Below are 18,345 nucleotides of genomic sequence, written 5' to 3' on the forward strand. Positions count from 1 at the left end.
ACCTACCTATTTTAATGTTTTGAGCTTAACCTATTGCCTTGAATCTTTGAGGATGAATATAGACTTTTTTGGGATTTATAGTTAAAATACACTAAGTCTATAGAAATAGTGTATTTATGAATGATTTAGCCAAAATCAGTCAAGATTTTAGCAGCACCTCAGAGGAAATTGAGCAAAGTGTTTCAATCAAACCCAGATTGAAAATTTGGCAGCAGCTAAGAGGTGGATTTTTTCTGGTGTTTGGATACTTGCTTTCCCCTTTATGCTGGTGGAATGATTTATTATTCAACCTACCAATTGCTTACTTTTTTGGGTATTTATGCAGTTTTTTTTCACCCAAATTACTTTTTCCTTGTACAGTTATTGGCTACTGGCTATCGAATATTATTGGTATTCTATTGATGCAATATGGTTCAGTAGATATTTTTCAGAAAGAACCCAAAGAACGTAACTTGAAAAAAGAGTTATTGAATACTTTGGTTTCTTCCACTGTTTATACATTAGTAATTATGTTTCTAATTCAGTTGAAAATTATTGATATTCCCATTGCACTTATCAATAATTCCTGAACTAATACTGTTCGGTTAATAGTTTTTGTAGGTTGGGTGAAGCGATAGCGCAACCCAACAGAATCCTATCAATGTTGGGTTTCCTAACGTCAACCCAACCTACATATTTATATTTTTTGAGATTAACCGAAAAGTATTGCTATCTGATGCACCCTACAAGAAATTTGATTGTGATACTTTTTAAAATCCTATTCTTAAAGAAGTTATTGGGGATATTTCTATGTTTATTTTGACCTAATCATTAATTTCCACTGGCTGTAATTAACTGCTGAATATCCCAAAGTTTGAAACTATCTTTACCCATGATTAATGGTAATTTACCATTCCATTTTTCTAAAGCTTGCCTTTGTAGCAATTCTGGGGTCAAGATATTTTTTAATAAATTGAGAGATTCAGCTTCACCCTTTGCTAAATTAACTTGTGCTTCAGCTTCTTTTGCTGCTTTTAAAGCTACAAATTCAGCCCGTTTTGCTTCCTGTGCGGCAATTTGTTTTGCTTCTACAGCTTCTCGAAAGCTATCAGAAAAGCGAATATGAACTAGCGAAATATCATCAACTGCTAGATTGTAGTTTTCTAATCTTTTGGTTAGAAATTCATCTAGTTTAGTCTTGACATCTCCACGTCTGGTAATTATTTCTTCGGCAGTATATTGGGCAATTACTGATTTTATAATTTCTTCTGTTGCTGGATTGATAATAATTTCAATTACATCTTTTTCTCCACCAATTTGTTGAAAAATATGGTTGGCTGCTTCTGGTTTAATATGCCAATTAAGCGCCACATCCGTAAAAACATTTTGTAAGTCTTTAGACGCGGCTTCAGCCGATATTGTCTGTTTTTGAATTCTAATATTGATTTTTTTAACTGTATTGACTATAGGGATAATGAGGTGTATTCCTTCTCCTAATACCTGATTTTGAACTTGACCAAATTTCATTAATATACCACGTTCACCAGCATTAACTATAACGATTGGTGTAAGTAATATGGTGAGTAAACAGATTAAAGCAGTCAGTTTACCAGCATTGTTCAGAGTGTTAGATTTTTTCATCTCTAGCTAAAATTTTTCATATTTTTTACAAAAAATTCTGTAATTTTATTGATTTTAAAAGTTTGATAATATCATTTTTTTCCTAAAAATACACTAAATGTACTGAATTACCGTAGTTGACCAGCAATAATTGTATATTACCATACTCATTTGATACTAAGAAGGATTTTTAGCCCTGGTAATGCCAAAAAATATATTCACAAAAAATGTATTCATCAATACCGCAATTTTAAAATTTTTGTGAAATACTGGCAAACTAATATAAACCACAGTAATTCGACCTAGATACTGTAGATTAAAATCTTTGTCTCAATTACTCCACAGAAGTTACAACTAGGATATCAACCCATCATGGTGCAACTATTTTTTAAAGAGGAATCTCAAGATGGTATTAAAGTCACATCTTCTCTATCTCAAAAACTTGCTTTTAGTGCAGTAGAAAGAGATATTAACGGTGGATTTCTAGATGTAGAAATTGAAAGGCTTAAAAAAATTGGTTTATTATCTTTAGTCGTTCCCCTAGAATATGGTGGTGCTGATGCTACTTGGGTAGAAGCTTTAAAAATTGTTCAGGAACTATCGCAAGCAGATGGCTTAATTGGGCAATTGTATGGAAATCATCTCTATTTAACAGCTTTAGCTCATGTTTCAGGTACACCACAACAAAAAGAAAAATATTATCGAGAAACTGCTAAAAAGAATTTATTTTGGGCAAATGCCGTTAATGCACGCGACACAAAGCTGAAAATTACTCCAGAGGGAGAAAATTACTTGGTGAATGGTGTTACAAGCTTTGGAAGAGATGTTGCGATCGCAGATTATCGGGTTTTCGCTGCCCTGCATAATGGTGTAGAAATGCCATTAATATTTGTAATCCCTAAAGATCGAGATGGCATTATTGCTAACCAAGACTGTGGACAATTTAACCAGCAACGGGAAGATCATGATACTTATGTCTTCCAAAATGTTTTGGTCAAAAAAGATGAACTTTTAGGATATGCTTATCCTCCTAATGGTGCTTTTATTACATTTTTGGGAATCATTGCTCAATTAACAACCGCTTATGTCTATCTAGGAATTGCTAAAGGGGCATTAGAAGCTGCAACAGAGTATAGCCAAAGTTTTACCAGACCCCAGAATACATTTGGGATAGATAAAGTTAAAAATGATCCCTATCTTCTACATTCCTACGGTCAATTATGGACAGAATTACAAGCTGCCCTTGCATTAGCGGATCAAACTGCTAATCAAGTACAACAGGAGTGGGAACAAGATATAGATAGAAGCATAGAAGCAAGAGCCAAAGTAGCGATCGCAGTCTTCTCAACAAAAGCCTTTGCTACTCAGGTTTCTTTAAATATCACTAACCATATTTTTGAAGTTCTGGGTAATAACTTCACAGCTAATAAATATGGTTTTGATAAATACTGGCGAGACTTACGGAATTTTACCCTCCACGATCCTGTAGATTATAAACTGCGTGACATTGGCAATTGGTTACTCAACGAAGAATATCCCATTGTTACTAAGTATTCATAAAACATCAAAATGTTAAGCAGTCAGCACTAAAATTTTTCTATTTTTGGGGTGGCAATATTTGTTAGTGTTCGGGGAAAAGATAATTTTCCCCTTGTACTTTTTATTAACCTAATTTAAAAGCTAAACTAGCCTAGTTAATTTTTTATGATATTACTAATATTTTTTTGTAATTCATTTACCCGAAAAATGCTGTATGAATCAACACTCTAACTTTCTTTCGGAAATATCTGATTTTCTTTATCCTCGTAGTCCATATTATGGACAGTTTGAACCAGAATCATTAACATTTAATGCTCATCTCCAAGATTTTTCTCAAAGAGTTGACTACATTTGTAGTTTACAAACTGGTGGTAAACTTTCTTCACAAGAGGCTTATCACCAAATTCACATCCTCTGGAAACAGTTGAAAATGACTAAAAAACAGTTGTCAATTCACTAGGATAGCAGGAAATAGATAAAAATTCTAAATAGTGCTGACAGCAGGCTAAGTCAACAAAATTAATTCAAAATTAATTAAATCCTGCATTCTGCCTGCTAATTAATATAGCAGTAGCCGCAATTATTAGGACATTTTTTTATTGTCTGTTCCCTGTGAATCAAAATACGATGTCCTAACTGATATGTCTGTTGCTATAACTTAACATATTAGTAATAGGCACTCACTAGACTGTATATAAGACTAGTAAGAACTAACAAAGTAATGATCACATAAATAAATTGACGCTGTAATAAAAAAGTAACCAAAGAAATAATTACTCGCAAAATAGGAACAGCAATTAGGATTAACAATCCAAGTTGAATAATTCCACGACGACTACCTGACAAAATCGCGTTTACTACACCTATAGGTGAGCAAAACTCAGATGATGTGCCACGAAATATATGATATTGTGCGGGTTCAGAACCATGATGAATTAAGTATAATATACCTCCAACAAATACCACGGCACTAGCAATTAAAACGCCATACTTGAGAAAATGACTAAGCAGAATTTCTAATTGCTTTTCATTTTGTGATTTAGTTAATTTTTGATTACTAACTCTTTCACCATGAAAATTCATATTATTAACATGATTCAGACGCTGTTTTTCTAACTGTTGAATATCCGAATCTTGTTCTTCTGGCATTAAAGCCAATGTCATTACTTCAGTTTCTGTTTGTGCTGATGAAGTCCACCGAAATCCAGAATTTAGCTTATACATAACTACAGCCCCCCTATTAGACTGTTATAAACCATTTTTAATGCCATTATTACTAGCACAAGGCTGAAGATAATTCTCAAAATTTGGGTTTTAGCACCAATTAAAATTCTAGCTCCCAAAAAAGCACCAGGTAAAACCCCTAACATGACCGGCATAGATAAACCTGGATCTATGTATCCCCGACTTAAATAAACACCTGCTGAAGCGGCAGCTGTTACACCAATCATAAAGTTGCTGGTAGTGGTGGAAACTTTAAAAGGTAGACGCATGGCTTGATCCATTGCTAACACCTTAAATGCTCCCGAACCAATCCCCAATAAACCAGAAAGTATTCCCGCTATTAACATAATGCTAAACCCAGCAGGTAAAGAATTTACGTAATAAGGCATCACACCATCAGGAGTAGGATAAGTACCATTTAGTTGCAGATATTCAGCTATGGGGTCTAGTGAAGCAATTTCTTGATGTTCTGGTCTTGGTCTTTGAGACAAATATGCAGAATAAATCAAAACAACTGCTAAAATAAGTGTCAGAAATTTTACAGAAACAAAGGCAGCTATTAAAGCCCCAATAATTGCACCAATAGTAGTAGCAACTTCTAAAAACATTCCTAAACGCAGGTTGGCAAATCCTGTTTTAATGTATGTAGAAGCTGAACCTAATGATGTGGCAATGACTGAAACAAGTGATGCACCAATGGCATAACGAATATCAACATCAAAAACAGAAGTTAATAAGGGAACTATGACAACTCCACCACCTAAACCTGTTAATGATCCTACTAAGCCAGCACTAAATGATCCCAGCCAAACTAGTAAAGAAAATGCTAGTATGCTCATTTGTTTCCTCTTTAGTTATTAGCATTGGTAATTGGACAAATAAAAATTATTTTTCTCCCTATATTTCATACATTTTTTACTTATTACCTAAAATTATGAGACTAAAGCTATTACTATCAAGGAAAATAAACGCACCTAATCCCATTAAGATGTAAGGCATAAAACGATTTCCATATTTTGTGAAAATATGAGCGATCGCTTGATTATGAGTTAACCTATTCGCTACATAACACAATACTCCTACCAATAAGAAAAATACACCCAAAATAACCAAAAGACTCTGCCAACTACTGCTGGCAAATATCGGCACGTAAATACTAATATTATCTGTACCATTAGCGAAAGTAATAGCCGCCACACTATAAGTTTGCAGATTGAAAAACTTCGCTAACAGCGATTGATGAGACACATCTGTCTCCGTATCCACATCATCTGACTCCTCAATTTCTGAAGTTAGTAAGCTTTTAATTCCAATAATAATTGGTACTAAACCAAATAACCCAATCCAAGGACGAGGCAAAATTAAACCACCAAAAAAACCAGGCAAACTAGCCAGAATCAAAGCTGTAAAACCTACATATTGACCGATAATAATCTGCCAACGACGAAACTTTACATTTACTTGTGAGAAAAACAAAGTCAGAATAACTAAATCATCAATGTTGGTAGCACTGAAAGCGGCTGCTCCTGTACTAATTGCTGTGATTACGCCACTCATAGGAATTTTAGATTTTAGTTGGATTTTGGATTTTAGATTTTGAATTATAAATAGAGGTTAATCAAGGATAAAGGTTGATTTTTACAACCACTATTTATCTATTAACAACTATTAATAGTTATTTTTTTCCGTGAAACTGGCATGAATTTCTTCAACTCGTTGTTGCATTCCTGCTACTAGATGGGGAGAACGCTGTTTTTTGATGAAAAACCAACCACAACTGGCAACTAGATACATTAAAAATAGGTAAGGAAAGATATTGTAAGGAGATGCTGGAACTGGAAACAAGCTACTACCAGGAAGACCTACACTACCTAAAATTGGAATTATCATAAAACCCACCGCTAAAACAGAAAATATTACATCTATCGGACGAAGTTTTTTGATTTTGTATAAATAGACTGGTGCTGCTACAGAAATCAAAATATAGACTGTTAAAAATCCATAACTGCAAATAGAACCCAAATAGCCCATACAATCAAAAAGTTTGATGTGAAAAAAAGACATGACCGCAGGGATAATAAATGTCAACAACGAACACATTGTTACTGCAACATGGGGTGTTCTATTAGCTGAGTGGGCATTACCTAAAGAGGCATGAAATAAACCATGACGAGCCATTAAAAAAGCTACCCTAGCCGCAGGATTGATACTTCCTAAAATGCAAGCAAAGAAACTAAATAATGCACCTAAACCTACTAATTCTCCCAAAAAACCCACTCCTGCTTGTTGAGAGAGAAAACCTAAAGGTTCTTCTGTTTGAGAAATGGATACGCCAGTATTACTAAAACCCAGAACTTCTATATAAGTAGTAGAAACAAAAAATAAACCTGCAAGGATAACGCTACCCATAACTGCTTTGGGTATTGTTCGTAATGGTTTTTTTGCTTCATCTCCTAAGCTAGTAGCACTTTCAAAACCAGAAAAACCAAATATTACTAAAACCAATCCTGTCGCCACATTACCAGGAGTTACACCAGACAAAGTTAACTGGGACATATCCACAGCAAAACCTTTGTGCGCCCAGATAATGATACACAGAACTATAATCAAAACTAAGGATGCAGCTTCTAGCCAAAGCATGGCTACTGCTGAAAGTTGAATATCTTTATAAGCTGCATACCAAGAAATACCTGCACCAATAGCTAACAGTGTGATGCTAGAGGGATGAATACCTAAATGGCCAATAAACATTCCGCTAAAGTTAGCAAAACCGCAGAGAACGGACATTCCCGTAAATAGATAAGCCAGCACCAAACTCCAACCACAAATTACACCTGCTGTTGCTCCCAAACCTTTGGTAATGTAGGAATAGAGGGAACCAGGAGAAGCAGAACGACTGGCAAATTGGTTGATATTAATGCTGACTAATAATAGCCCCACTAAACCAATTACAAAACTTAGCCAAGCCCCATTTCCTGAAAGTGCCACAATTAAACCAATATTAGATGCTGGTATGGTTGTAGGTGCAATGACAGCAAAGGATTGAGCCAAAACTTCCGAAAAAGAAAGGCAATCTGGCTTTAAGCCATGAATGCTGTGATGGGTTGATATTTCTTGACTAATCTTCATGGGTTTCTAATTTGAAATGACGCATATATAAATAGGAAATTGGGAGATTTTGATATTTGTCTGCACAATGCTTAAGGGTAGCTAATGAAAACTGTTCGTAAGAATTCAGGAGTCAGAATGTTTGATAAATTGGTTAATTATCAAAAAATTAAATAGGTATCGTTGGCGTTAGCCCGAAAAAGCTAACTGATGATGGCTGGTAGCTGAATGCTTACGTAAAATCTTCCTTTGCTGTCAATATTTGTAAGCCAATTAGACAGCGAAGAATTTCGCGTCTCTATTCATATATGGCTAATTTGAGTTGTAATTTTCAGGTGTGTTAGACCAATTGTTTGTAATTTCTGTGTAGAATTTGCTTTCATAATCAGCCGTAACTGCTATTTATAGATAACCCCCATATCTATTACTTACAGTTACTATCATTAGCTGTGTTTTCTTTGACAAATCAAATAGTACCTGATGTATTTCTATTATGCAAGTGTTTAGGATTATTTTCTGAAAAATTTATTTCTCATTGATAAATCCTCAAAAGTTCATCGGAGTTTGTGCGAATTAATTTTGTATAAAAAATAATTAAAAAATATTATTTAGAAGTAAATAAAAATACACTACCTGATCATGAGGAATATATAAATAAATATGATTGAAATCATTGATAATACGGGAAATATTGCCCAGGAAAATATGGAATTTAGATAAAATACGGGGTATCATAACAGTGAAAAAGATATTGTTGCCAATTTGAATTGATGATGGTAATTTAAAATTGCCAATTGTTCAGCAAGTAGAAATAATTATGATTTTGTAGCTTGATTTGGGTTAGGAAAATTATTTTTGATATCTGAATCAAAGTCTTTCATACTTCTGAACTATAGGGTTAAGTTAAATATTATCAATCCAGGATACTGCCATGAAAAGTTTGAAGTACATATTGATGATTGCAATATGCTGTATCAGTCTATTATTTTCTGAATCTGCATTAGCAGATCCTCCACGGTATAATAAAAATCCTGATTACATAGCACTAACTAAACAACTGAATCAATTAGAAACTGCCCAAGCTACACAAACCCCACCTGAAAGCTATACACCAGAACAACTTCAGCAAATAATCAGTGATTTAGAATTACAAAAATTGGCCTTTGAGTCAGGAATTGATTGGGGACAATGTAGTAATCAAACAGGGAAGAATTTAGCTATATATGGACCAGAACCAAATTTAGAAGAAGATGATTACTCCCAAGGTGCAGCATTATATTTTTTAGGTGATGGTCAAATTACCAAAAATAAATGGAACTGCAAAGGAATATATTTTCCCGTAGACATCAAAGTTGTAGCTTTAGGATTGGACGGACAAAACCAAGAACTAACGGGTGGTGTTGTTGTCAAAGTTCCTAATGGTACTAAATTAGTATTGAATTCAAACCCAGATACAGGTGCAATTGAGTTTAACCAAGCGGGAACACAAATCCTCAAACCTGGTGAAATTAACTGGTTTATTCCTAATATTTCTCAAGCAATTGTAGATGCAAGAGTTACTAATGCACCTACTAAAAAAGCTTAATAGTCATTGGTTATTAGTTCAGTAGTCAGTAGTTGAAGTTCTGAACTACTGATTTTCTGATTTCTTTAGTGTTTTTCTTCAGGAAGCAGAGTAGTTTCGGTTTTCATGGTGCTATTAACAGCGGTATGTCTATGCAAATTAGGTTTGAGAATTAGACTGACACCAATAGCCCAAGCTAATGCAACCATCCAACCGGCAAGAATATCACTGGGAAAATGAACTCCTAAATATAGGCGTGTCCAAGCAATGGCCAAGAGGTATAAACTACCAACAGTCAGAACCAACCACCGCCAGGGACGATGCCAAGTTAAAATAAATAAAATTGCTACTAGGGTCATACTTGTCATGGCATGGCCGCTGGGAAAAGCATAATCAAATTCAGGTGCTTTTGATATCCACAATTGGGGACGCACTCGGTGCATAAACTCTTTAGCGGTGCGGTTAATGATCAAGTTTCCCACAGCGGTAGTCAGTACATAAGCCAGTGTTCTCCATCTGCGTTTGCGTAATAGTAGAATAGCGATCGCACTCAAAATAGGGAATGCTGTCCAGAATGATCCCCACTTCGTCAGCACTACAGCAAAAATATCTAGTTGAGGATTAGCTGTAGAATGAATCGCTATTAAAATTGGTACATCCCAAGGAAAGCCTCCTTCATTTTGCCAAATTTTTACCGCCAGGATCTCTACAACCTGCAACGGTAAATACACACCTATCAGCATTAACAATAGAGAACGCCAATGGGAAATTAGCAAGTTTTTGATAAAAAGAATTGGCGACTTGCGTTTATTCATGACAACAAACCTAGTTTATATATTTATATATTATGTCTATTTTTTGTTGTGACTTTATATCTATTAGACAAGTTCTCAGGAATTGAAAAAACTTTCTATAACTAATTAACTAGATATGATATTAGGAAGAAATTATATTCACCTACCTATCAGATATCTGATATCTTTTATTTGACTACATATTCAAATTTAACCAACAATACAAACTCACGCAACCGTAGTTTGTATTGACATATATATGTTTAGATTATTGATACTTTTATTTTCTCTCTTGGGCAGGAAAAATACGCAAAAAAATAACTGTTTACTGATATTGACACTAGACTTTTGGGAGTATTAATATTAATATACGGTAAGTCAATCGATTTTTAGGAATTTACGGCAAGTTAAACAAACTACAGCCTACATTTCCAAGCAGTGGAAAATCTCACCCTTCAGGAGTGATGACACCATTAACAAAGGTTTATAGTCATGCTCAACACCTAAAACCCAATACCAGTTAGGAATATGGACTACTCATTACTACCAATTTTTAGTTTTTTCATTGGCATCATCGTTGGTTTAACAGGAATAGGTGGTGCATCTCTCATCACTCCGATGTTGATCTTTGTCTTTCAAGTACCACCTTCTATTGCTATCAGTTCTGATGTTGTAGCTGCCACATTAATGAAAGTAGTAGGTGGAGTAAAACACTGGCAACAAAAAACCCTTGATCTAGAAATAGTCAAATGGCTGGCAATGGGTAGCGTTTCTGGTTCATTAGTGGGTGTAGGAGTTTTGCACCAACTCAGAAGTAGTGGAGAACTTAACATAGATAACCTCTTACTGCGATTACTGGGAATAATGATTTTGATAGTCACATTGACAGCATTAATCCAAATGTTATTGATGACTTTTTTTCCTAAAATCAATTTACCCGAACTGCCCAAATTAAATATCAAAACCAATAAAGGACGTTTTTTCACTGTATTAATTGGTGCTGCTTTAGGCTTCTGTGTCGGCATGACAAGCGTTTCATCAGGCTCTATGTTTGCCTTAGTTTTAATTTCCTTCTTTCGTCTAGATGCCCGTAAATTAGTAGGAACAGACATTACCCAAGCAGCAATTTTATTAATATTCACATCCCTGGGACACCTAACATTAGGAACAGTGAATTGGAGTTTAGTATTACCAATTTGGATTGGTTCAGTTCCAGGAGTTCTCATTGGTGCTAAACTTTGCCAAATTGCACCGCAACGTCCACTCAGATTTATTATTTATAGCATCTTGGTGATGGTAAGTTGGAAATTAGTGGCACAAGCATAATTACCTCCGCGTACCTCTGCGCTAAACTCTGTATACCTCTGCGTTTTAAATTCTCTTCCAAGGTAACAGGTCAAAAGTACCTCTTTCATACATAATAAACAACCCTAAACCAATTAACACAAACGGCACAACAGCCTTACCATAACGACTTAAAAGAAAACCAATAGTAGCTTGACGACTTAATAAATAAGCGATACCACACCAAACCCCTACCATGCCTAAAAATACAGCTAAAATTATTCCTAAACTGGTAACATCTTGTCCAGCAAATAGGGGAATATAAATACTAATATTGTCCCCTCCATTAGCAACTGTCACAGCCGCAACTTTATAAGTATTTGGATGGAGAATACTCAATAAAAAAGCAAATATGGGATTAGGATGTAATGACTCTGCAAAATCAGGATTCACAGCTTGAATTTCTGTACTTTCCTCTTCCCTATTTAGTATTTGTTTAATACCAATAGCTATTGGTAATAGTCCTAATAATCCGATAAATTCTCGCTTGACAACTAAGCCACCAAAGAAACCTGGTAAGCTGAGAAGAATAATTACCGCAAAGCCAAGGTATTGACCTATAAAAATATGCCTACGGCGAAAATTACTATCTATCTGTGAAAAAAATAGTAGGAGAATAATAATATCGTCAATATTAGTAGCGGCAAAGGCAATGATGCCTTGAGCAAAAGCAGTAATTAGACTATTCATGGTAAAATTTGATCATCTACAATTTATCAAGATATCAATATTTGTTACCATAAATTTTCTAAATGTGGAAATTACCAATGATAAATAATTTATTGACATCTATTATCACCGGATTTGCTGCATTTAGTGCCACTAATATTGATGATCTAATAATTTTATTGCTATTTTTTTCTCAAGTAAATAATAATTTACGCCCTTGGCAAATTGTTATTGGTCAGTATTTAGGTTTTACTATTCTTGTCATTCTCAGTTTACCAGGTTTGTTTAGTGGATTTATTCTGCCTCCGACTTGGATTGGTTTATTAGGGTTAATTCCTATTGCTATTGGTATCAGTAATTTGGTAAATAGGGAAACAGATTCATTGTCTGAAGTTTCATCAGAAATAACACCATCTACATTATTCAATTCACAAATTTATACTATTGCACTTATAACCATCGCCAATGGTAGTGATAATATTAGTATTTATATACCGTTATTTTCTAGCACTAAATTAGATAGCTTTTTAATAATTATTGCTTTATTTTTTCTTCTTTTAGCAGTTTGGTGTTACGCAGCATATAAGTTAACCCATCAGAAGGAAATAGCCAATTTTTTAACCAAGTATGGTAATTATCTTGTCCCTTTCGTGCTGATGGGTTTAGGGGCTGTAATTGTCTTAAAAAGTCAGGCTTTAAGTCCGATTAAACTCCTTGCTAGTTGTGTTTGTTTGTTGGTTTTAGTGAAAAAGAATTGACCAATGGTAACAGTGAATTTTGAACTCAGAGACATTGTTTGGTAACGGGAAAGAATAAATTCATTTCCTGTTCCCTATGATTAAACTTGTGTTAACCATTCACTTTCTTCTGGGTCTTTAAACAGCGTAGTGCTGAGGTAACGTTCACCAAAGCTAGGCTGCACCATAACTATCAATTTATCGGCATTTTCTGGACGCTTGGCAATTTGCAACGCGGCATATAAAGCGGCTCCAGCAGAAATTCCTGATAGCAAACCTTCTTCTTTTGCTAAACGCCGACTGTAGGAAATAGCTTGTTCATCTGTAACTTGAATGACTTCATCCACGAGTTCTGAACGGTAAATAGCGGGAATAAATCCGGGTCCGATACCTTGAATTTTGTGTGGCCCTGGTTTACCCCCTGCTAATACTGGACTGTTGACGGGTTCAACTGCTACTGCTTGAAAGCTAGGTTTGCGTTGTTTAATTACCTCGGAAACGCCTGTAATTGTTCCCCCAGTTCCTACTCCAGCGACGAGAATATCAACTTTTCCATCTGTATCGTTCCAAATTTCTTCAGCGGTGGTGCGAGCATGAATTTGGGGGTTGGCTGGATTGCTAAACTGTTGCAACATATAAGCATTGGGGGTTCTAGCAACAATTTCTGTAGCTTTGGCGATCGCACCCCGCATTCCTTCTACCCCTGGTGTTAACTCCAATTGCGCTCCATAAGCCCTCAACATTAGTCTTCTTTCCTGACTCATGGTATCTGGCATTGTTAAAATCAAACGGTAGCCTTTAGCAGCGGCAACCATCGCTAAAGCAATTCCTGTATTCCCAGAAGTCGGCTCAACTAAAATAGTTTTACCAGGAATAATCAAGCCTTTTGTTTCTGCTGCTTCCACCATGCTCACCCCAATTCTATCTTTGACAGAAGCGGCAGGATTCATACTTTCTAATTTGACAACAATTCGCGCCAATGCTCCCCAGGTTTGGGGAATTTTGTTTAACTGCACCAACGGAGTATTGCCAACTAACTCGGTGATATTGTTTGCTATTCGCATCATCATACCTCTTGATGACTAAATGTAATACATGGGACTATTCTGAGCGCGAGCTTCTCTTTCCTGGCATAAATCTTGGAGTGTATAGCCGCGCAACACTTCAATAGAAGCAGCGTTAGCTTGTTCCCAAATTTCCAGAACTAATGTCTTTTCTATAGTCGGAGTCTCAGAATTTTCTTTTTCTTTGCGTTCCCCTTCTACCAAAGTGACTATTTCTAGCAAGGTAATCTGCCAAGGTTCACGCACTAAAAGGAAACCACCTTTTGAGCCACGCTGACTCTGCACCACACCCGCACGTCTCAGGTTAGTGAGAATCTGTTCTAGATAGCGTTCTGGTATAGGTTGCTTGGCAGCAATCTCGTTCATAGTCAGAGGAACTTTTTTATCGTGATGAGTGGCTAGTTCTAACAGTGCCAATAGTGCGTATTCCACTTTGGCAGAAAGATCCAGAAGAGCGTAGCTTTGGCTATTCAAGTCCGTATTTAGAATACTACTGTACATTGATAGATTTAAGGGTGTTTTTACGAAAATAGTTTCCTTTTAAGTGTTAAATGTGATATTATCCCACTTATATTAATAAAATATCATAACTCTATCGACTTACCGGAGTTTATGGACATAATTCTCAAAATTGCTTCATCTTTCGTAGGAATTATGATCAGAAGTCTACGGGAGTAGGGAAGCAAGAGAGAAATAAACTCCTTGTTTCTGGAAAGAAATTTAGAGAGCTTTTTAGAGCCAAAACATTATATACTACGGTTAGTGCATCGGATAAACGTAATATTAATACTGATGTCATTATACACAGGTCTGGCTCAATCATCTATTAACAGCGATCGCCAAAATTTCCCCAGGCGATCGCTCTTACCGATTAAAAAAAATGCTCTATGGCAAATAGAACAAGGCTTTGTGCTGACTTACACTTATTTAGAAGACGGTACCACAGTAGCTTTAGGATTATGGGGTCCAGGTGATGTAGTGGGTGAACCCTTATCGAAAATGAAACCATATCAAATGGAATGTTTAACCACAGTAGAAGCCACAATTTTACCTATGGATAATTGGCATGAGGTAACAGAAACTTTACTTCACCACATCCAGCAAGCTGAAGAATTAATGCTCATTCGCAGCCATAAAAAAGTAGAAACCATGCTGATTCAACTATTAGCATGGTTATCAAAGAAATTTGGTTCCCAAGTAGAACAAGGAAGATTAATAGATATGCGTCTCACCCATGAAGATTTAGCCGCACTGATCAGTTCTACCCGTGTTACCATCACTCGTCTGCTAGGACAATTAGAACAAGAAGGATTGATTGATCGACTGTCTTTGAATCGGATTGTAGTCCGACAAGAAGATATTTGGTATTACGAAATTTGAGATCAGGAGTTCAGGAGTCAGGAGTCAGGAGTCAGAAGTCAGGAGTCAGGAGTCAGGAGTCAGAAGTCAGGAGTCAGGAGGCAGGAGTCAGGAGTCAGGAGGTAGAATGTTTGAGAAATTGGTTAATTATCAAATAGGTATTTTTGGTATTAGCCTAAAGGCAAAAAGTAAAAGGCAACAATAAAACCCTTTTGCAGCAAGGCTTTGTGATTAAAATTCAAAGTCCCAAATCTACAGCAATACGATGAGCGCAAGCAAACCCAGAAAAAGCCACTGCGTTTAAACCCTGACCCGGAAATGTACTATCCCCCACACAATAGAGATTAGGAATAGCTGTGCGATTAAAAGGCATTCCCAGTAATCCCCGCAACTTACGCTGGGGTATGGGTCCATAGCTGCCATCTGTGCGACCTAAAAAGCGACGATGGGTAAGCGGTGTTCCCACTTCCAGATAATCCAAACCAGCATCTAAACCAGGAAAAATTTTTTCTAATCTTTGAATTATTCTCCCCGCTGCCTGTTCTTTCTTTTGTTCATATTCAGTTGGTGTAAGTCCCTGCCAATCAGCAATCCAAGCAGGTGTAAAAGCATGAATAATGTGGTATCCGGTTGGTGCTAAATCTGGATCAAGCAGGGTAGGAATAGAAACGAAAATTGTTCCTTCTGCTAACTCCATATTTTGCCAATCTTCCAGCAAAATGTGATGACATTCTGTATTAGCCTGTAAAATAGACGCTTTTACACCGATATGCAAACTTAAAAAACTGGGCGATTTTTTATATCTTTGTTGCCATATTTTCTCATTTGATGGCATTCTTGCTGAAGGTAGTAATTTCTCAAAAGTATCCCATCTTGTAGCGTTAGAAACAATACGTTTACCATGATAAACTTGACCACTCGCCAATTGTACGCCAATAGCTTGGCCTTGTTCTGTAAGAATTTTTGTCACTCTAGCTTGGTATTGAATTTGACCCCCAGCTTTTTCTAAACCCTCTGCTAGTTTTTGAGCTATTTTTCCTACTCCACCTTGAGGATAATTAACTCCACCATAATGACGATCAGAAAAAACCATCCCTGCATTAATCATGGGTGTCATTTCGGCTGGAACTACAGACCAGCAATAACACTCAATATCAATAAACTTTAATAATAATGGATCTTTAATATAGCGCCGTGCCACATCTCCCACATTTTGGGGTAAATATTTAGCTAAACCCAGACAAGCTAAAGGATTTTGAAAAAATACCCGCACTACATACCGTGGTTCTTCTAGGGATAATAATTCTATATTATTCAGGCAATTGAAAACTTTTTGACATTCATTATAAAAGCTACGAATCCCTTTGGCTTCATGGGGAAAATAATTAATCAGATTTTGCAAGAACTTCTCATAATTTTGTTCTACTTTCAAATCTAAACCGTTAGGTAGATGATAGTGAATTTGTACGGGATCAGGGATTGTTTCTAGGTTGACATTAACTGCTTCTAAGGCACGGGTGAGTAAGTTGGTTGTTCCTTTTTTTCCAAATCCAAAAATCATTGATGCACCAACATCAAATGTATATCCTTGACTTTGAAAATACCCAGCACTACCACCGGGAATTAGATAACGTTCCAGAATTAATACTTTAGCTCCTTTTGCTGCTAACTGGGTGGCTGTTACTAGACCACCAATACCAGAACCGATCACAATAACATCAAATAATTCGTAATTCATAAGTAAGAATTCAGGAGTCAGGAGTCAGGAGTCAGAATAAATAATTTTCATCTTAGAAAGAAATATATAGGGTTTTTGGCTGAATTATCAAGGAGAACACTTTTAATTTTATTGGATTTACTTGCTCAGGTAGTGTAGCTTTGGTTGTTCGCTAAATGTTTACAAAAAAAGAGGGACAAGCCTGCTACCGCTGGCTAATCCCGTCTGCCGATCCTTTAAAGAGAGGAGAACACTTTATAGGAGTATAGCCTTGGTTGAGAATATATGTCAACTACTAATGAAAATATTTTGCAATAAACAGAGCGATCGCCACAGATGAAACCCCGGCAGCATTATATCCAAAAAGGATATCAGCCATACTCCGAAAAGAGTATGATGATGTTTCAGTTCCCTATATAATCAAAAGCTGCCCATTTCTGGCTATGACTCAACAATTGCTTGTTTATGTTCCACCCCATCCCCTAATCAAGCACTGGCTGGCAGTAGCTCGTGATGTGGCTACACCTTCAGTTTTATTTCGTTCTGCCATCATTGAGTTAGGACGATGGTTAACTTATGAAGCGGCAAGAGATTGGTTGCCGACGCAAGAAACCGCTGTTGAGAGTCCCTTAGCTGCCTGTCCAGCGACTTTGATTGATACACAGGTACCAATGGCAGTTGTGCCGATTCTTCGGGCTGGGTTAGGGTTGTTAGAGGGAGCGCAGACAGTGCTACCCTTGGCCAAAATTTATCATTTGGGTTTGGAAAGAAATGAAGAAACCTTAGAACCTTCTTGTTATTTAAATAAACTGCCAGACAAATTTGATCCGGAAACAAGGGTGTTAATTACCGACCCAATGTTAGCTACAGGAGGGTCTATAATGGCAGCAATGGCAGAATTGACACAAAGAGGTGTTGATCCAGCGTTGATCAGAATTGTGTGTGTGGTAGCTGCTCCACCAGCTTTACAAAAATTGAGTGGAGCTTATCCTGGTCTAACAGTCTACAGCGCCACTATTGATGGAACAGTCAACGAACAGGGGTTTATTGTGCCGGGATTGGGAGATGCTGGCGATCGCATCTTTGGGACTTAAGCTTAGGATGTAGCGCAAGCCGGAACATAGCTTAAATACAAAGGAAAGTTGCAGATTTCTTGAAGGCGGTAAAGATATGAGTCAGCGAGATGGTTTTGCTAGTGGTTTTTTACTTGGGACAATTGTCGGTGGAGTAGTTGGTGGGGTTTTGGGTGCCGTGCTGGCATCTCGACGGGATGCCATGGGAGAAGAAGAGACAGAAATGAATAATGGCTCCCTGGAAGCCAATAAAAAAGTAGCAGCCAGAAGAAGGCAAATGAGAGCCGTGGCTAACGAGGGATTAGAAATGGAAACAGCCAGGCGATCGCTAGAAGATAAAATTGCTCAACTCAATGCCACAATTGATGATGTCCGCAACCAGTTAGGGAATGTCAATGGCACTTCATCCCAGTCAGTTGAACGTTCTCTCTCCCAAGACTCCTAAATAGCAGCAGTTTCATCGTGAAAAACCTATTTTGGTAGATGTAGCTGCCATTTGCAAGCGCGATGACATTACCTCTATTAAAATCAATAAATAAGACTGCGTTTAACTT

At 36.6% G+C, this 18,345-nt stretch carries 19 protein-coding genes; 9 read left to right on the forward strand and 10 right to left on the reverse strand.

The window, feature by feature from the left end; translation table 11 throughout:
* The first annotated feature begins 116 nt into the window (after positions 1-116).
* The gene (locus tag ACLLO5_RS24070) at positions 117-569 is read left to right on the forward strand and encodes a hypothetical protein (RefSeq protein WP_413173006.1); all 453 of its coding nucleotides are present in this window, start codon (positions 117-119) and stop codon (positions 567-569) included.
* Positions 570-810: 241 nt separating this feature from the next.
* Here the strand turns inward: ACLLO5_RS24070 and ACLLO5_RS24075 are convergent, their stop codons facing one another.
* Positions 811-1,620, reverse strand: coding sequence for a prohibitin family protein (locus ACLLO5_RS24075; protein ID WP_413173007.1), 810 nt, complete (start codon positions 1,618-1,620; stop codon positions 811-813).
* A gap of 351 nt (positions 1,621-1,971) precedes the next feature.
* Between ACLLO5_RS24075 and ACLLO5_RS24080 the strand changes: the two genes are divergently transcribed.
* Together ACLLO5_RS24080 and ACLLO5_RS24085 are read left to right on the forward strand one after the other, a co-directional pair.
* The gene (locus ACLLO5_RS24080; protein ID WP_413173008.1) at positions 1,972-3,159 is read left to right on the forward strand and encodes an acyl-CoA dehydrogenase family protein; all 1,188 of its coding nucleotides are present in this window, start codon (positions 1,972-1,974) and stop codon (positions 3,157-3,159) included.
* Positions 3,160-3,352: 193 nt separating this feature from the next.
* Positions 3,353-3,598 carry a hypothetical protein gene (locus ACLLO5_RS24085; RefSeq protein ID WP_413173009.1) on the forward strand — a complete coding sequence of 82 codons (246 nt, stop codon included), beginning with the start codon at positions 3,353-3,355 and terminating at the stop codon, positions 3,596-3,598.
* 206 nt (positions 3,599-3,804) lie between these two features.
* Here ACLLO5_RS24085 and ACLLO5_RS24090 read toward each other — a convergent pair whose 3' ends face one another.
* The 4 genes from ACLLO5_RS24090 to ACLLO5_RS24105 all read right to left on the reverse strand — a co-directional run bounded on the left by ACLLO5_RS24090 (position 3,805) and on the right by ACLLO5_RS24105 (position 7,491).
* Entirely contained in the window at positions 3,805-4,362 is a 558-nt protein-coding gene (locus ACLLO5_RS24090; protein ID WP_413173010.1) for a DUF1634 domain-containing protein, read from the reverse strand.
* A 2-nt stretch (positions 4,363-4,364) separates the two neighbouring features.
* Positions 4,365-5,201: a sulfite exporter TauE/SafE family protein gene (locus ACLLO5_RS24095; protein WP_413173011.1), complete on the reverse strand. Its 837-nt coding sequence runs from the start codon at positions 5,199-5,201 to the stop codon at positions 4,365-4,367.
* A gap of 76 nt (positions 5,202-5,277) precedes the next feature.
* Positions 5,278-5,919: a cadmium resistance transporter gene (locus tag ACLLO5_RS24100; RefSeq protein ID WP_413173012.1), complete on the reverse strand. Its 642-nt coding sequence runs from the start codon at positions 5,917-5,919 to the stop codon at positions 5,278-5,280.
* Positions 5,920-6,030: 111 nt separating this feature from the next.
* Positions 6,031-7,491 carry an APC family permease gene (locus ACLLO5_RS24105; RefSeq protein ID WP_413173013.1) on the reverse strand — a complete coding sequence of 487 codons (1,461 nt, stop codon included), beginning with the start codon at positions 7,489-7,491 and terminating at the stop codon, positions 6,031-6,033.
* 934 nt (positions 7,492-8,425) lie between these two features.
* On the opposite strand from ACLLO5_RS24105, the gene ACLLO5_RS24110 reads away from it, so the two are divergent.
* On the forward strand, positions 8,426-9,055 hold the full coding sequence (locus ACLLO5_RS24110) for a hypothetical protein (protein ID WP_413173014.1): 630 nt from the start codon (positions 8,426-8,428) through the stop codon (positions 9,053-9,055).
* 65 nt (positions 9,056-9,120) lie between these two features.
* On the opposite strand, the gene ACLLO5_RS24115 is transcribed toward ACLLO5_RS24110, so the two are convergent.
* A complete protein-coding gene (locus ACLLO5_RS24115; RefSeq protein WP_413173015.1) occupies positions 9,121-9,849 on the reverse strand; it encodes a phosphatase PAP2 family protein in 729 nt (242 codons plus the stop codon).
* Positions 9,850-10,356: 507 nt separating this feature from the next.
* Here ACLLO5_RS24115 and ACLLO5_RS24120 point away from each other — a divergent pair.
* Positions 10,357-11,154: a sulfite exporter TauE/SafE family protein gene (locus ACLLO5_RS24120; protein WP_413173016.1), complete on the forward strand. Its 798-nt coding sequence runs from the start codon at positions 10,357-10,359 to the stop codon at positions 11,152-11,154.
* Positions 11,155-11,199: 45 nt separating this feature from the next.
* On the opposite strand, the gene ACLLO5_RS24125 is transcribed toward ACLLO5_RS24120, so the two are convergent.
* Positions 11,200-11,862 (reverse strand): cadmium resistance transporter, encoded by a 663-nt coding sequence (locus ACLLO5_RS24125; protein ID WP_413173017.1) that lies wholly within the window; start codon positions 11,860-11,862, stop codon positions 11,200-11,202.
* A gap of 80 nt (positions 11,863-11,942) precedes the next feature.
* Here ACLLO5_RS24125 and ACLLO5_RS24130 point away from each other — a divergent pair, with 80 nt between their 5' ends.
* Entirely contained in the window at positions 11,943-12,599 is a 657-nt protein-coding gene (locus ACLLO5_RS24130; protein ID WP_413176180.1) for a cadmium resistance transporter, read from the forward strand.
* Positions 12,600-12,679: 80 nt separating this feature from the next.
* Here the strand turns inward: ACLLO5_RS24130 and cysK are convergent, their stop codons facing one another.
* Together cysK and ACLLO5_RS24140 are read right to left on the reverse strand one after the other, a co-directional pair.
* Positions 12,680-13,642 (reverse strand): cysteine synthase A, encoded by a 963-nt coding sequence (cysK, locus tag ACLLO5_RS24135; RefSeq protein WP_413176181.1) that lies wholly within the window; start codon positions 13,640-13,642, stop codon positions 12,680-12,682.
* An 18-nt stretch (positions 13,643-13,660) separates the two neighbouring features.
* On the reverse strand, positions 13,661-14,143 hold the full coding sequence (locus tag ACLLO5_RS24140; RefSeq protein WP_413173018.1) for an RrF2 family transcriptional regulator: 483 nt from the start codon (positions 14,141-14,143) through the stop codon (positions 13,661-13,663).
* Between the two features lie 291 nt (positions 14,144-14,434).
* Between ACLLO5_RS24140 and ACLLO5_RS24145 the strand changes: the two genes are divergently transcribed.
* Positions 14,435-15,022 carry a Crp/Fnr family transcriptional regulator gene (locus ACLLO5_RS24145; protein ID WP_413173019.1) on the forward strand — a complete coding sequence of 196 codons (588 nt, stop codon included), beginning with the start codon at positions 14,435-14,437 and terminating at the stop codon, positions 15,020-15,022.
* Positions 15,023-15,239: 217 nt separating this feature from the next.
* Here the strand turns inward: ACLLO5_RS24145 and crtH are convergent, their stop codons facing one another.
* Entirely contained in the window at positions 15,240-16,739 is a 1,500-nt protein-coding gene (crtH, locus tag ACLLO5_RS24150) for a carotenoid isomerase (protein ID WP_413173020.1), read from the reverse strand.
* A 422-nt stretch (positions 16,740-17,161) separates the two neighbouring features.
* Between crtH and upp the strand changes: the two genes are divergently transcribed.
* On the forward strand, positions 17,162-17,812 hold the full coding sequence (gene upp / locus ACLLO5_RS24155) for a uracil phosphoribosyltransferase (RefSeq protein ID WP_413173021.1): 651 nt from the start codon (positions 17,162-17,164) through the stop codon (positions 17,810-17,812).
* Positions 17,813-17,888: 76 nt separating this feature from the next.
* Positions 17,889-18,236: a hypothetical protein gene (locus tag ACLLO5_RS24160; protein WP_413173022.1), complete on the forward strand. Its 348-nt coding sequence runs from the start codon at positions 17,889-17,891 to the stop codon at positions 18,234-18,236.
* The last annotated feature ends 109 nt before the right edge of the window (positions 18,237-18,345 follow it).

Origin of the sequence: Anabaena azotica SJ-1, assembly GCF_047275885.1 — a bacterium.
GTDB classification, from domain to species: domain Bacteria; phylum Cyanobacteriota; class Cyanobacteriia; order Cyanobacteriales; family Nostocaceae; genus Trichormus_B; species Trichormus_B azotica_A.